This is a genomic window from Pseudomonas sp. LAMO17WK12:I10 (assembly GCF_900215185.1).
Taxonomy (GTDB): domain Bacteria; phylum Pseudomonadota; class Gammaproteobacteria; order Pseudomonadales; family Pseudomonadaceae; genus Aquipseudomonas; species Aquipseudomonas chlororaphis.
Map to the genome: position 1 here is coordinate 107525 of NZ_OBDX01000011.1, position 15428 is coordinate 122952.

Annotated in this window: 2 protein-coding genes (1 of these 2 cut by a window edge); both read left to right on the plus strand. The window is 67.8% G+C overall.

Annotated features, from left to right (window positions below; translation table 11 throughout):
• On the plus strand, positions 1–8361 hold the full coding sequence (locus CRO75_RS14450) for a non-ribosomal peptide synthetase (protein WP_097136238.1): 8361 nt from the start codon (positions 1–3) through the stop codon (positions 8359–8361).
• A protein-coding gene (locus tag CRO75_RS14455; protein ID WP_097136245.1) for an SDR family NAD(P)-dependent oxidoreductase crosses the window boundary here: on the plus strand, positions 8358–15428 show its 5' portion. The gene runs 11025 nt beyond the window's last position; 7071 of the gene's 18096 nt are visible here — the first part of the coding sequence; its start codon is at positions 8358–8360; its stop codon lies off the right edge, out of view. The genes CRO75_RS14450 and CRO75_RS14455 overlap by 4 nt, the downstream gene beginning before the upstream one ends.

The following is a 15428-nucleotide window of genomic DNA, read 5'->3' on the forward strand; positions in this document are numbered from 1 at the left end:
ATGTCTGTCAAAGACTTGCAATCGGTCAAGAACACCATTCGTTGCCTGCTGGCTGAGACGCTGGGCGTTGCCGCCGAGGAAATCAGCGAAAGCACCACCTTTTTCGAACTGGGCCTGACCTCGCGTATCGGCGTGATGTGGATGGCCCAGGTCAACCAGACCTATCGGCTGAGCATCCCGGCGGTCCGTGTCTTCAACTACCCGACCCTGGCGCGGATGGCCGAACTGGTGCACCAGGAACTTGCCGCCCAGGAGGGCGAAGGCAGCGCCCAGCGTCCGGCGCGCACGATGTTCGGGCGTCGTCCGGCGCCTATCGCGCCAGCCCTCGTACCGGCGCCGATTGCCCGGGAACAGGCGCCGGCGGTTGCCTTGGGGCCGAGAAAGCTGGCGTCGTTTCGCAGGCAACCGCGCGGCAATGCCCAGCCCGTCGAGACGCCCCCCGTGACGGCACCCCGGGCGCCTGCCGCGAGGCCCGCGGCAGCCACGACCGACGCCGGCGCGATCGCCATCATCGGCCTGTCGGGGCGTTTTCCCCAGGCGCGCAATGTGCAGGCGTTCTGGGAGGCCGTGGCCGAAGGGCGCGACTGCATCAGCCGCGTCGACCGTGACTACTGGCGCATGGACCAGGCCTACAGCCCGACGCGCCAGGCGGGCAAGAGCTATTGCGACTTCATCGGCGCCGTCGACGATATCGATCGCTTCGACCCGCTGTTTTTCAATATTTCCCCGGCCGATGCCGACGACATGGACCCCCAGCAGCGACTGTTCCTGCAAGAGGCGTGGAGCTGCCTGGAAGATGCCGGCCTGCATCCGCAGCAATTGGCCGGCAGCAAGTGCGGGGTCTTCGTCGGCTGCGGCAACTACGGCCAGAGCCAGAACGGCAATGCCCTGAGCGCCGCCGGTTTCCTTGGCGGCAGCACCTCGATCCTGGCCGCGCGCATCGCCTATCTGCTGGACTTGCGCGGTCCGTGCCTGACCATTGATACCGCCTGTTCGGCTTCCCTGGTGGCCATTGCCCAGGCCTGCGACAGCCTGGTCATGGGCAACAGCGACCTGGCCCTGGCCGGTGGCGTGTCGATCCTCAGCGACCCGTCGATCCATATCATGGCCAGCCAGGCCGGCATGCTGTCCACCGATGGCCGTTGCTACAGCTTCGATCAGCGCGCCAACGGCTTTGTCCCGGCCGAAGGCGTGGGGGTGGTGGCCCTCAAGCGCCTGGCGGATGCCCGGCGCGACAACGATCCGATCTACGGCACGCTGATCGGCTGGGGCGTCAACCAGGATGGCAAGACCAATGGCATCACGGCGCCCAGCCAGACTTCCCAGGCCGAGTTGCAGCAGGCGGTGTTCAGGCAGTTCGACATCGACCCGCGCACCCTCGGGCTGATGGAGGCCCATGGTTCGGGCACGCCCCTGGGGGACCCGATCGAAGTGGAGGCCCTGGTCAATGCGTTCAAGCCGTTCACCGGCGATTGCGGTTTCTGCGCCCTGGGCTCGGTGAAAAGCAACATGGGGCACATGCTGGCGGCGGCGGGGGTGGCCGGGTTCTTCAAGGCGCTCCTGGCGATCCGCCATCGACGCCTGCCGCCCTCGGCGCAGTTCCAGACCCTCAACGAACATATCCGGCTCGATCAGTCACCTTTTTTCATCCATACCGACAATCGCGAATGGACAGTGCCCGCCGGCACCCAGCGTCGCGCCGGGGTCAGTTCATTCGGCTTCAGCGGCACCAACGCCTACCTCGTGCTGCAGGAGTATCCGCAACCCGCACCGGTGCCCGCCGCCGCGCCCGCGGCTCAGGTCATTGTGCTGAGCGCCCGGAACGAGGAACGCCTGCGGGCTTATGCCAGCGCGCTGCAAGCGTTCTTGCGCACCCAGGGGGCGACGCTGTGCCTCGAGGACCTGGCCTATACCTTGCAGGTCGGGCGCCTAACCATGGACGCGCGCCTGGCGCTGGTGGCCGACTCCGTGCCGGCGGTGGCGGAGGCCTTGGCCGCGTACCTGGCGGGGAGCGCTGGCGATGAGCGCGACGCCACGCTGTTCCACGGTAAACCCGCTGTCGAGCGGGACGCCTTGCTCGATGCCGAAGAAGTCCCTGCTATGGCCCTGCGCTGGGCGCAGGAGGGCAAATGGGCGGCGCTGGCCCGGTTGTGGGTGCGGCGCGGCGGTTTCGACTGGCGGCCGCTGTGGGCCCGGCGTGGCGAACCACAACCGCGGCGCGTGAGCCTGCCGGGCTATCCCTTTGCCCGGCGGCCCTGCCAGATGCCGGTGTTTCAGGCGCCTGGCGCCCCGGCTGTAGCCGAAGGGCTTTCGCCACTGCTGCAGCGCAACGTGTCGACCTTCGAGCAACTGGCGTTCCGTTCGGTGTTCCACGGCGACGAATTCTATTTTGCCGACCATGTGATCGCTGGGCGCAAAACCCTGCCCGGCGTGGCCTACCTGGAAATGGCCTGCACCGCCGGCTACCTGGCCGCCGGCCAGGCGGTTTCCCGGGTGCGCAATATCGTCTGGCTGCAACCCTTCCTGGTGGACCGCGAACCGGCCACCCTGGAACTGCGCCTGAAGCAGAAAAACAGCAAGACCCGCTTTGAGATCCATGATCTGTCCCACGCCGGCGAGCCGCTTTGCGCACAGGGTGAAATCGTCTTGGACGCCACTGTTCCCGAGCCGCCGTCGGTGCCGCAGCTTGCCGCATTGCTGGCCGGCGCCAGGCTGCTGGACGAACGGGCGGGGTGTTATGCGCGCTTCGATGCCCAGGGTTTTGCCTATGGGCCGAGCTTTCGCGCCATCAATACCCTGTCTCGCAGCGGGTGCTACCTGATAGCCGATATCCAGCGCCAGGCGGGCGCCAGCCAGGGCCAACAACCGGTGCCCGCGGGGCTTGCCGAGCACTACCGGCTGCTCGATGGCTTCGTCCTCAACCCGGCGCTGCTCGACAGTGCTTTCCAGCCGTGTATCCGCTTTTGCGAGGATGAAGACCCCAGCAGCACCTACATTCCCTATGCCCTGGACCAGATCACTGTATTCAAGGCCTTGCCCGAACGTTTCTACAGCGTTGCGCAACTGCGCGAGATCGACGGCGAAAGCGCCCAGTGCTCGGTGCACATCCTCAGTGAGAGCGGCGAACTGCTGGTGCACATCGACAACCTGACGCTGCGGCCGCTCAAGGTGCAGCAGGCCGCGCTGCCCAGCCATCTGTACCGTATGGACTGGCTGCCCGCGACGCCCGCGCCCGGCATCGAAGCCGCGCAACTGCAGGCACCGCGCCTGCTGTTCGTCGCCGATGCGCAGATCGCCGCCCACCTGGCGCGGCCCCAGGACATCCTGGTGTATCCCGCCGCCGGTTTTCGCTGCGTCGGGCCCCGGCACTATGAGTTGGCGCCCGGCAATCCGGACGATTACGCCAGGCTCTGGGACGCCTGCGCCAACCCGGCGCTGACCGTCGTGCATGCCTGGGCCCTGGGGGCGCCGGTGGAGTTGCAGCAGGCCCTGACGCTGAATCTGTATTCGCTGGTGTTCATCAGCCAGCAGTTGATCCGTGGCGAGGCCGCCAAGGGTACGGTGCTGCTGCACTTCTACCCCCATGACATACCGGCCGCGGTGGCCGTGGGCGGATTCATGCGCGGCCTGGCGGCCGAGCAGCCGTCGTGGGTTGCGCGTTCCGTCGGTCTGCCCGGCCATTCGGCGCAACGCCTGGCCGATCTGATGGAAGGCGAAATCGGCGTCCGCCAGCAACCCGGCCAAGGCGTCGAGGTGCGCCTGGAAGAGGACCGGCGCCTGGTGCTGGCCGCCGTGCCCGATACCCAGGCCGCGACGGGCGACGATGCCTTGCGCGAGGGTGGGGTGTACCTGATCAGCGGCGGGGCCGGCGGGCTGGGGCTGATCCTGGCCCGGGCGCTGGTAGAGGATTATCGCGCCCGGGTCTTCCTCACCGGCCGCACGCCGGCGCAGCGGCTGGCGCCGGCCATCCAGCAGCAGCTCGAGGCGCTCAATCGCAACGAGCAGAGAGGGCAGGTGGAATACCTGGCTGCCGATATCACCGACGCGCAAGGCTGCGTCGACCTGCTGGCCAGAGTCCGGCAGCGAGTCGAACGTATCCACGGCGTGTTCCATTGCGCGGGGATCATGGAAAACGCCGCCCTGGCGAACAAGAGCGCCGAACAGATCGCCCGCATCGTCAACCCCAAGGCCATTGGCGTCACCTTGCTGGACAAGGCCCTGGAGCACGAGGCCCTGGACCTGTTCGTGGTCTATTCATCGATTTCGGCGGTCATGGGATTCTCCGGCCAGACCGACTACGGCTATGCCAACCGTTTCCTCGACAGCTTTGTCGCCCAACGCCAACGCCGGGTCCAGCAAGGGATACGCCAGGGCCGTAGCCTGGCGATCAACTGGACCCTGTGGCGTGACGGCGGCATGCGGATCGACGAGCAGAGTGAGTTGTTCCTCGAGCGCAGTCGCGGCCTGGTGGCCCTGGACGCCGACGCCGGAATCGCCGCGCTCAAGCGCAGCCTGGCCACCGAAGGGGCCACGCAACGGGTGGTGATTCAGGGGCAGGCCGGTATTGTCCAGGCGGCCTGGAACGAATTCCCCCAGGCGCCGCGCGGCGCGGCCCCCGCGCCGCGCCCGACGCCAAGCAGCGGCGCGGTGGCGCAAGGCCCGTCGGCCGTGGCGGAGCGAACCCTTGTCGAGCTGGCGGAGTTGCTCAAGCTGGCGCCCGCCGATATCGACCCGGACCAGGACCTGATGAAGTATGGCCTGGACTCCATCGGCGCGATGATGCTGATCAACAAGATCAACGACGCCTTCGACATCAACGTGCAACCGGCGGCGCTGCTGCGCCACACCAGCCTCAAGGCCTTCACCGCGAATATCTGCGAGGAGCACCTGGCCGAGAGTGCCAGCGCCGCCGTACCGCAGCCTGAGCCGCTGCCTGTGGCAACACCCGTGCCCGCATCCGCGCCGGCAGTCGCGGTGAGCTATCCCGACCCTTACCTGGCCCCCATGCCCAGGGCCGAGGGGATCGCCCGCGCCGCGCCGCTCGCCGATGTCGAGGTGTGGCCCATGAGCCACGGCCAGCAAGCGCTGTGGTTTATCCATAAGCTCAACGAGGACAGCGCGGCCTATCACATCGCCATGACCTTCCGCCTGCGCTCGCCCCTGGATCGCGTCGCCCTGGAGCGCAGCTACAGCCTGCTGGTGCAGCGTCATCCGGCGCTGCGCACGCGGTTCAGCGAACGTCTGGGGCAACCGGTGCAGGAAATTCCGCCAGTGGCGCTCCCCGACTTTGGCGTGAGCAACCTGGTCGGCCAGTCCCGCGAGCAGGTTCAACAGGCGTTGCAAAGCGCCCATCGCCAGCCGTTCGACCTGCAAGGCGCGCTCAGCCGGTTGCGCCTGTTCATCTGCGGCGAGCACGACACCCTGGTGCTGTGGACCGTCCACCATCTGGTGTCGGACGCCTGGAGCCAATGGCTCCTGCTCGATGAGTTGCTCAGCGGCTACGCGGCCTTGTGCCGTGGCGAGCAGCCGCGGTTGGCGCCATTGACCGCCAGCTTTGCCGATTTCGTGCGCGAGGAAGAGGCTTTTCTGCTCAGCGCCGCCGGCCAGCGCCAGCGGGATTTCTGGAAGCACCGGCTGGCCGACCCCGAGGTGCGCCTGAACCTGCCGCTGGACTTCCCGCGGCCCAAGGCCCAGACCTTCAATGGCGCCTCGGTGGCGATCCAGTGCGACAGCGCACTGAGCGCAGGTATCAAGGCCCTGGCACTACGCGAAGGCGTCACGGTGTTCACCGTGCTGCTGGCCGCCTACCAGTGCCTGCTCGGCCGCTACTCCTCGGACCGCCAGGTGTGGATCGGCTCGCCGGTCTCGGGGCGGATCGACCAGCGCTTCAACCCGCTGGTGGGCTACTTCGTCAACTCGGTGGTGCTGGCCGCCGACCTGCGGGCCAATCCGTCTTTCAGCGAGCTGTTGCGCCAGCAGAAGCAGGTGGTACTGGAGGCCCTGGAGAACCAGCGAGTGCCTTTCGCCAAGCTGGTGCAGGACCTCAACCCCAGCCGCGAAGCCGGGCGTACGCCACTGTTCCAGGCCGAGTTCGTTTATCAGAAGCCGCACCAGGACAGTGACTTGATCCGCATCCTGTCGCCCCGCGAAGGGCTGCCGATCCAGCACCAGGGGCTGCAGCTGGAGTCCTTGCCGTTTGCCCAGCAGGAGGGGCAGTTCGAGATCGGTCTGGAGATGATGGACATCGACGGGCAACTGGCCGGCGCCCTGAAGTTCAATGCCGATCTGTTTGCCGCCTCGACCATGACCCGCATGACAGACAGCTTCCTGACCCTGTTGCAGCACTGCGTCAGCCAGCCCGGGACCCCGGTCTGGTCGCTGCCTGTGGTCGCCGGGCAGGATCGCGCGCGCTCGGCCACCTGGCTGCAAGGCATCCAGGTACCCGTGGCGCCATTGACCACCGCCCAGTTGTTCGAGCAGCAAGTGCTGCGGCAGGCCGCGCAGACCGCGCTGATCGACCCCCGGCGCAGCTGGAGCTATGAGGCCTTGAACCAGCGGGCCAATCGCCTTGCCCATCACTTGCAGGCCGCAGGCCTGAGGCAAGGCCAGGGGGTCGCCCTGTGCATGCAGCGCTCGGGCGACCTGGTCGCGGCGTTGCTCGCGGTGTTCAAGGCAGGCGCCTTCTACATCCCGATGGACCCGGGCTTCCCCGCCCAGCGCCTGCAACACATGGTCGAGGATGCCCGGCCGGCCTTCATGGTGGTCGACAGCCTGGCCGGCTTGCCCCAGGGCCTGAGCCTGGAGGCCACGACCTTGCTGGACCTGGCCGCGCAGGCCGGGGCCATCGATGTCCGCCCGGCCGACAACCTGCCGTGCCTGTCGCGCATGCAAGACTGCGCCTATGTGATCTACACCTCGGGCTCCACCGGGCGCCCCAAGGGCGTGCAGATCGGCCTCCAGGCCCTGAGCAACTTCCTTCAGTCCATGGGTCGGGAACCGGGGCTTTCGGCGCAGGACCGCTTGCTCGCCGTCACCACCATTTCCTTCGACATCGCCGCGCTCGAGCTGTACTTGCCCCTGGTCAACGGCGCCTGCGTGGTCCTGGCCTCCCGCGAGGCGGCCATGGACGGGTTGCAGTTGCAGCGCCTGCTGGACGAGCAGCGGATCACGCTGATGCAGGCCACCCCGACCACCTGGCAAATGCTGGTCAGCAGCGGCTGGGCCGGCAAGCCGGACCTGCGCATTCTGTGCGGCGGCGAGCCACTGCCCCGCAGCCTGGCGCGCGAACTGCTGTCGCGCAGCCGTGAACTGTGGAACCTCTACGGGCCCACGGAAACCACCATCTGGTCCTGTGTCGAGCGGGTCGATGGCCAGGGCGAGTCGGCCATCGTGCCGATCGGCAAGCCGGTCCAGAACACTCGCCTGTACATTCTCGACGGCGCCCGGGTGGAAGTGCCCCCAGGCGTGGCCGGCGAGTTGTGCATCGGTGGGGAAGGGGTCGCCATCGGCTACCTCAATCGCCCGGACCTGAACGCCGAAAAATTCATCCAGGCCGCCGCCGACCGGGTGTACCGCACCGGGGACCAGGCACGCCTCACACCCCAGGGGCAGCTTGAGTTCCTCGGCCGTGAGGACGGCCAGTTGAAGGTCCGTGGCTTTCGCATCGAGGCGGGCGAGATCGAAAACATCCTGCGCGGCCATCCCCAGGTGCGCGATTGCGTTGTCACCCTGCGCCAGCGCGGCAGCGGTGACGATGCCGAAGGGGTGTTGACCGCCTATGTGGTCATCGGCGCGCCGGTGATCCTCGATGAGGCGTTCAAGTCCGATCTGCGGCAACGGGTGGCGCGGGAGCTGCCGGCGTACATGGTGCCGTCGTTGTACGTGCGCCTCGACGCGTTGCCGCTGACCCCCAACAACAAGATCGATCGCAAGGCGCTGCCGGCGCCGGAAACCGTCGAGGCCGCGTCTTCGCCGGTGTCGGCGGCGCCGGGCCGGGGAGAGCGGGTAGGGCTGGTCTGGGCGGCCATCCTCGGCCTGCCGCAGGCGCGCGACGACAGCCATTTTTTCAACGCCGGGGGGACCTCGTTCACCGCGACCCGCCTGATCTACCAGATCCAGCAGGAGCTGGGCATCACGCTGCCGGTCAGCCTGTTGTTCGAGCATCCGACCCTGGGCAGCTTTGCCGGCGCGCTTGAACGGCACGCCAGGGGCAATGCCGCGCCACTCCCCGTCACGCCACCGCAGTCGGCCGAGCCTGTCGCGGACGACCCGGACCAGGCCGTGCTCGAGATCCTCGCGCAATTGCAGAGCGGTCGACTCAGCGTCGACCAGGCCAATCGTTTAATGGGTGATTTCCAATGACTGTGTGCATTACCACCACCGATATCCTCAACCTGGTCAAGGACGGCCACATCTCCCTGGTCCAGGGCCGCGACCTGCTGCGCCTGGTGGCCGGCAGCAGCCAGCCTGCCAAGGAGCAACCCGCGGGCGCGATGGACATTGCCATTATCGGCATGTCCGGGCGCTTCCCCGGTGCCGACAGCACGAGCTCCTTCTGGGACAACCTCAAGGCCGGGCGCAACAGCGTGGCGGAGATTCCCGCCAGTCGCTGGGACAGCCGCGGCTATTTCGATCCCGACCGCAGCGCCCGCGACAAGAGCTACAGCAAATGGGCCGGCCTGGTGGACGACATCAAGGGCTTCGATGCCGACTTCTTCAACATCAGCCCCCGCGAAGCCCTGTTGATGGACCCTCAGCAGCGCCTGTTTTTCCAGGAAGCCTGGGGCGCCATCGAAGACGCCGGCTATGCGCCGGGCAGTTGGTCCAACAGCAAGTGCGGGGTCTTTGTCGGTTGCGTCACCGGCGACTACCTGACGCACCTGCGCCAGCAGCAGATGCCGGCCGATGCCTACAGCCTGACCGGCAACGCCTCATCGATCCTCGCCGCGCGGCTGTCCTACTTCCTCAACCTGAAGGGCCCGGCGGTGGCCGTGGACACCGCGTGTTCGTCGTCCCTGGTGTCGGTGCACATGGCCTGCGAAAGCCTGCTCAGCGGCACCTGCGACGTGGCCCTGGCCGGTGGCGTGATGCTCTACAACACCCCGGAACTGTTTGTCCTGGCCTCGCAGCTGGGCATGTTGTCGCCGGACGGCCTGTGCAAGACCTTCGACGAGCGGGCCAACGGCATTGTGATTTCCGAGGCGGTCGGGGTGGTGGTGCTCAAGCCGCTGGCGGCCGCCGAGCGCGACGGCGACATCATTCACGCGGTGATTCGCGCCTCGGGGATCAACCAGGACGGCAAGACCCCGGGCATTACCGTGCCCAGCGCCTATGCCCAGACTCAATTGCTCAGCGACGTCTATGCCCGCGCCGGGATCGACCCGCGCACCATCGGTTATGTCGAGGCCCATGGCACCGGCACGCGCCTGGGCGATCCCATCGAACTCGAGGCCCTGACCGCGGCCTTTCGCCAGCAGACGGAACACAAGCAGTTCTGCGCCATAGGTTCGGTCAAGACCAACATCGGCCACGCCCAGGTTGCGGCGGGCATCACCAGCCTGATCAAAGCCGTGCTGTGCCTGCGCCATCAGACGCTGCCGCCGTCCCTGCACCTGGAACAACCCAACCGGCACATCGATTTTGCCAACAGCCCGTTCTTCACCCTCGATCGCCTCCAGCCCTGGGCCGCCCAGGCCGATCACCCGCGACGGGCCTGTGTCAGTTCCCTGGGGTTCAGCGGCACCAATGCCCACCTGGTGCTGGAAGAGTACGTGCCGGCCGCGCCGGCGCCGGCGCCCGCTCCCCGTTCCGAGGCTCCCGGCGCCGGGGTGGCGGTGCTCTCGGCCCGCACCCCGGAACGCTTGGTGGTGATGGCCGAGCGCCTGCTTCATTGGCTGGACAGCGGCGCGTCGCTGCCGGCCTTTCGCGACGTGCTGCACACCTTGCAAAGCGGGCGCGACCCGATGCCCGCCCGGCTGGCCCTGTTGTGTGATTCCCTGGAGTCGCTGGCCCAGGCGTTGCGCGGCTTTCTTGCCGAGGGTGCCGATCGCCAGCAGGTGTTTGTCGGTGGCGAAGCCGACGAGCAGGGCCGCGAGGCGGCCCAGGCCGAGCTCGCCGCGCTGCCACAACCCATGGCGCGCGACCTGGCCCGCCTGTGGGTGGCCGGGGCGGCCGTGCAATGGTCTCGGTTCGCGCCCCAGGACGACCTGCGCCGCGTGCCGCTACCCACCTATGCCTTTGCCGCGACCCCGTACTGGGCCGCCGGCACGCCCGGTGTTTCCGGCGAAGCACCGGCCTTGCACCCGATCCTGTCCCGCCGGCTGAGCGGGACAGCCCAGCCGGGTTTCAGCCATCGCTTCGACGGCAGCGAGGTTTACCTCAAGGACCACCTAGTGTCCGGGGCGCCGACCTTGCTCGGCGTCTCCCACCTGGAAATGGCCATCACCGCTCAGCGCCTGGCCGGCGCCGGCACGCCGGACGGCCAGTTGCAGCAAGTGCAGAACGTGGCCTGGATCAAGCCGGTGATCGTCACCGACCAGCCCCGGCAGGTGCAGGTCGACCTGCAGGAGACCGAGCGCGGCACGGCTTATCGGGTCAGCGACGGTGCCGGACAACTGTATTCCCAGGGCCGGGTACGGCGGGTGCCGGCCCCCAGCCAGGTGCCTCGCCTGGACCTGGCGGCGATCAAGGCGCGCTGCACCGAGGTCTGGCCGGCCCGGGACTGCTACCGGATCTTCGACCGCAACGATCTGGTCTACGGGCCGGGCCTGCGCACCCTGGAAACCTTGTACTTCAATGCGTCCGAATCCCTGGCCAGACTGATCCTGCCCGAGGCCCTGCGCCATGACCTGGCGGCCTACACCCTGCACCCATCGCTGATGGATGGCGCCTTGCAGAGCCTGCTGGGACTGCTTGGCGATCCCAGCCGGGACAACACCCTGTACATCCCTTACGCCCTCGGCGAGATCACCGTCTACGCGCCGCTCACGGCGACCTGCCACGCCTATGCCCGGGTGGCCGGCAACCATGGTTCGGCGCAGTTCGCCGAAAAGCGTTTCGACATCGACCTTCTGAGCGACGACGGACAGGTACTGGCAGCCATGCGCAGCCTGTCCTACCGGCCTTACTCGCTGCGCAAGCAAGACGATCTGCAACTGTTCACCCCCCGCTGGCAGGCGCAGAGCCTCGACGGCCAGGCAGCCCCGCTGGCGGCCGCGCACACTGTGCTGTTCACCGCGACCCAAGGGGCAGGGCAGGCACTCGAGCAGGCCCTGGGCTTCACCCCCTGGCGGGTGTCGCCAACGCCCGCCGCCGACGGTTCGATGCTGGTCGGCGACGGCGGCAAGAGCCTGGGCATCGACCCTCGGAGCGATGCGCACTGGCAGCGGTGGCTGGACAGGCTGCCGGCCGGCGGCGACTTGAATCTGCTGTTCCTGCTGGAGGAAGGGTTGCAAGGCGAGGCGTTGTTGCACCTGTTGTATCAGCTCCTGCCCGCGCTGGTGGCACGCCAGCGCAGCCGGGGACGGCTGCTGTTCGTGAGCCGCTCGGCCCACCCGGATCATTGCGCCCTGGCCGGGTTCGCCCGGGTCTTGCGCCATGAGCATGCCGGGCTGTCGGCCAGTGTCCTGGACGTGAGCGAGGGCTCCGAAGCCGATGCCGCGCAGCATGTGGCGCAAGAGTTGGGTCATGCGCCGGAGGCCGGCCAGGTGCTGGTCCGTTACCGGCAGCAGCTGCGTCAGGTGCAACGACTCGAGGGCCTGGAGCGGGCGGCGGCGTTCGCACCCCAGGGGCTGTTTCGCCAGGATGGGGTCTACCTGATCAGCGGTGGCGCCGGCGCCCTGGGCTTGCAGATTGCCCGTCACCTGCGCCGGCGTTTCGCCGCCCGGGTGATTCTTTGCGGCCGCTCCGCGCCGGACCGCGTGGCGCCAGCCCTGGCCGAGGCCGAAGAGACCGGTTTGCCGGGCGTGACCCGTTACCTGCAAGCCGATGTCAGCCGCCAGGCCGACGTCGCTGCGTTGCACCAGGCCATCCAGGCCGAGTTCGGTGCCCTCAATGGCGTCCTGCATGCCGCCGGGGCGATCCGCGACAGCCTGATCGTCAAGCAGGATCTGAGTGCCCTGGGGCCGGTGCTCGATCCCAAGTTCGCCGGGGTCCGCCACCTGGACGAGGCGACCCGCGCGGACGCGCTGGACCTGTTCCTGGTGTTTTCGTCCATCTCGTCCCTGGCCGGCACCGTTGGCCAGTCGGCTTATGCCTACGCCAACCAGTATCTCGATCACTTTGTCCAGTGGCGCGACGAGCAAGTGCGGGCCGGGCAGCGCCAGGGCAAATCCCTGGCGGTCAACTGGCCGTACTGGCGCGACGGCGGGATGCGGATCAGCGAGCAGAACCAGACCCTGATGCGCAATGTGATGGGCGTGCAGCCGCTGTCCCTGGAACAGGGGCTGGAGGTCTTGCTGGGTCTGTCCCCGGCGAGCCCGACGTCGATCTGCGTGGCGCCGGGCGACCGGGCGAAGATCGAGAAAACCCTCGGCATGGCCACGGCGCGGCCGGCTCCTGCCGCGGTGGTGAACCCGCACCCGGGGGGCGCCGGCGAGAGCCTGGGCCTCGCGCTGGGCCAGCTGGCCGCCGACATTCTCCGGCGCGACGCCAGCAGCCTGCGCCCACAGGTGGCCCTGGCCGATTACGGCTTTGACTCCATCACCTATGTCGAGCTGGCCAACCGGATCAACCGCGACTACGCCCTGGACATTACTCCGGCGCTGTTTTTCGAACACAAGACCCTGGACGCGGTGGCGCAATTCCTGACCAGCGAATATGCCCTGTCGGCGCCCGCCGGCCCCGACCTGATGGCCACTCTCAAGGACCTGGCAGCCGGGGTGCTGCACACCAGCTCGGCGGGGTTCAACGTCGACAGCGAGTTGGGCAGCTACGGATTCGACTCCATCACCTATGTCGAGCTGGCCAACAAACTCAACCACCACTACAGCATCGATATCACCCCGGCGCTGTTCTTCGAGCACAAGACCCTGGCCGCGGTGGCCGGGTTCATCTCGGCCCAGTACCCGCAAGCCGTCGCGGCGCCAGCGGCCGCGCCGGAACCAGGGCCAGCGGTGGCCGCCACGCTCGAAACCGCGGTCATGGCGCAAGCCGACAGCGGCGCCATGCCGATCGCGATCATCGGCATGGCTGGGGTGCTGCCGGGCTCGCCCGACCTGGAGCGCTTCTGGGAACACCTGCTCGCCGGCGATGACATGATCACCACGGTGCCGGCACAGCGCTGGAGTTGGGAGGCGATCTACGGCGACCCGGCCGAGGGCGGCAAGACCCGCGCCAAATGGGGTGGGTTCATCGACGATGTCGACAAGTTCGATAGCTTGTATTTCAACATCTCGCCCCATGAAGCCAAGCTGATGGACCCGTCCCAGCGGCTGATTCTGGAGACGGTGTTCAGCGCCATTGGCAACGCCGGCTACGCCAGCACGGATTTCGCCGGCAGACAGACCTCGGTCTTTATCGGCGTCGGCGCGACCGACTACCTCAACCTGCTGGTGGCTTCGGGGCAACCGATCAGTGCCTATTCCTCCACCGGGCTGTCCCACTCGGTGCTGGCCAACCGCATCTCCTACCTGCTGGGCACGCATGGCCCGAGCCAGCCGGTGGACACCGCCTGTTCCAGTTCGCTGGTCGCCCTGCACCGGGCGGTGGAGTCCATCCGCAATGGCTGCGAGATGGCGATCGCCGGTGGCGTGAACCTGATCCTCAGCCCGTTTCTCACCCTGTCGTTCAGCGACGCCGGGATGTTGAGCGAAGACGGCCGCTGCATGACGTTCAGCGACAAGGCCAATGGTTATGTGCGCGGCGAAGGGGCCGGCGCGGTGTTGCTCAAGCCGCTGCACAAGGCCATCGCCGATGGCGACAACATCCACGCGGTCATCCGCGCCACCGCCGAGAACCATGGCGGGCGGGCGTCCTCGCTGACCGCGCCGAACCCGGTGGCGCAAGCGATGCTGCTGGTGGATGCCTATACCCGGGCCGGGGTCGACCCCGCGACCGTCACCTGCATCGAAACCCATGGCACCGGCACGCCCCTGGGCGACCCGATTGAAATCAATGGCCTGAAAGAGGCCTTCGCCACCTTGTCGCGCAACCACGGCGTGAACATTCCCGAAGGGCGCTGCGGCCTGGGGGCGGTCAAGACTCATATCGGTCACCTGGAAGCCGCCGCCGGCATGGCCGGGCTGTTCAAGATCATCCTGTCGATGCAGCACCGCACCTTGCCCGGCAACCTGCATTTCCAGGAGCAGAACCCCTACATCAAACTGGCCGGCAGCCCGTTCTACATCATCGATCGGCCGCAGCCGTGGGCGGCTCTGAGCGACCCGCAGGGCCAACCGATCCCGCGCCGGGCCGGGGTCAGCAGCCTGAGCTTTTCCGGGGCCAATGCCCATGTGGTGCTGGAAGAGTATGTCGCGCCGACCGCCACGCCCCATGCGGACAGCGAGCAACTGGTGGTGCTCTCGGCCCGGACCCGCGAGCGCTTGCTGGAAAGCCTCCGGCGCCTGGCCCGCCATCTCGAGAAACAACCGGATATCTCGCTGGCGAACCTGGCCTACACCCTGCAAGTGGGCCGCGATCCGCTGGCCGAGCGCCTGGCGCTGGTGGTGGGCAGCGTGGCGGAACTGGCGCAACGCCTGGGCCAATTGAGCGACGAGCTCACGGCCGCCGCTTCGGTCTACTGGAACAGTCCCGACGACAACGGCGCCGAGGCGCCCGACCAGCTCTGGGAGCAGGCCCTGGCGGCCAGTGACCTGCACTCCCTGGCGCGCTTGTGGACCCGACATCGCGACAGCGCCCTGGACTGGCGCGCGCTGCCGCGTCCCGCCGGCGTGCGCCGGGTGGCATTGCCGGGCTATCCGTTTGCGCGGATCCGTCATTGGGCCATCGACGAACCACCGCTGCCAACGCCACCGGCGCCCGATCCGTCCACCCGGCACACATTGCTGACATTCGCCGAGCACTGGCAACCGGCGCTCGCCGAGATCGCCAGCGCGGCGCCGGAGCAACCGCGGCTGGTGCTGTGCTGCCTGTCCGATCCGGACCATCAGGCGCAGTTGCGCCAGCTGGCGGCAATGCAGCTGCCCGGCAGTCGCCTGGTGTTCCTCTCGCGTCGGGGCCATGGCAGCGCCGACAGCTTCGTGCTCGACCCGCAACGGGTCCATGAGCTCAGCGCCGTGCTGGGGGCGATTGTCCAGCAGCATGGCGCCATCGACGGCCTGCTGTACCTGTGGCCGCTGGAAGCGCCGGAGCTCGCGCGACAGCCTGTGCTGCTGGTGAACCTGGTCCAGGCGCTGGTCCGTTTGCAACAGAACCTGCAGCGGGTGTTGCTGGCCGGTATCTGCCGCGACGGCGCGGACCGTTGCCAGCTG

Coding starts and splice junctions, on each gene's coding strand:
- CRO75_RS14450 (WP_097136238.1), top strand. CDS start 1: ATGTCTGTCAAAGACTTGCAATCGGTCAAGAACACCATTCGTTGCCTG.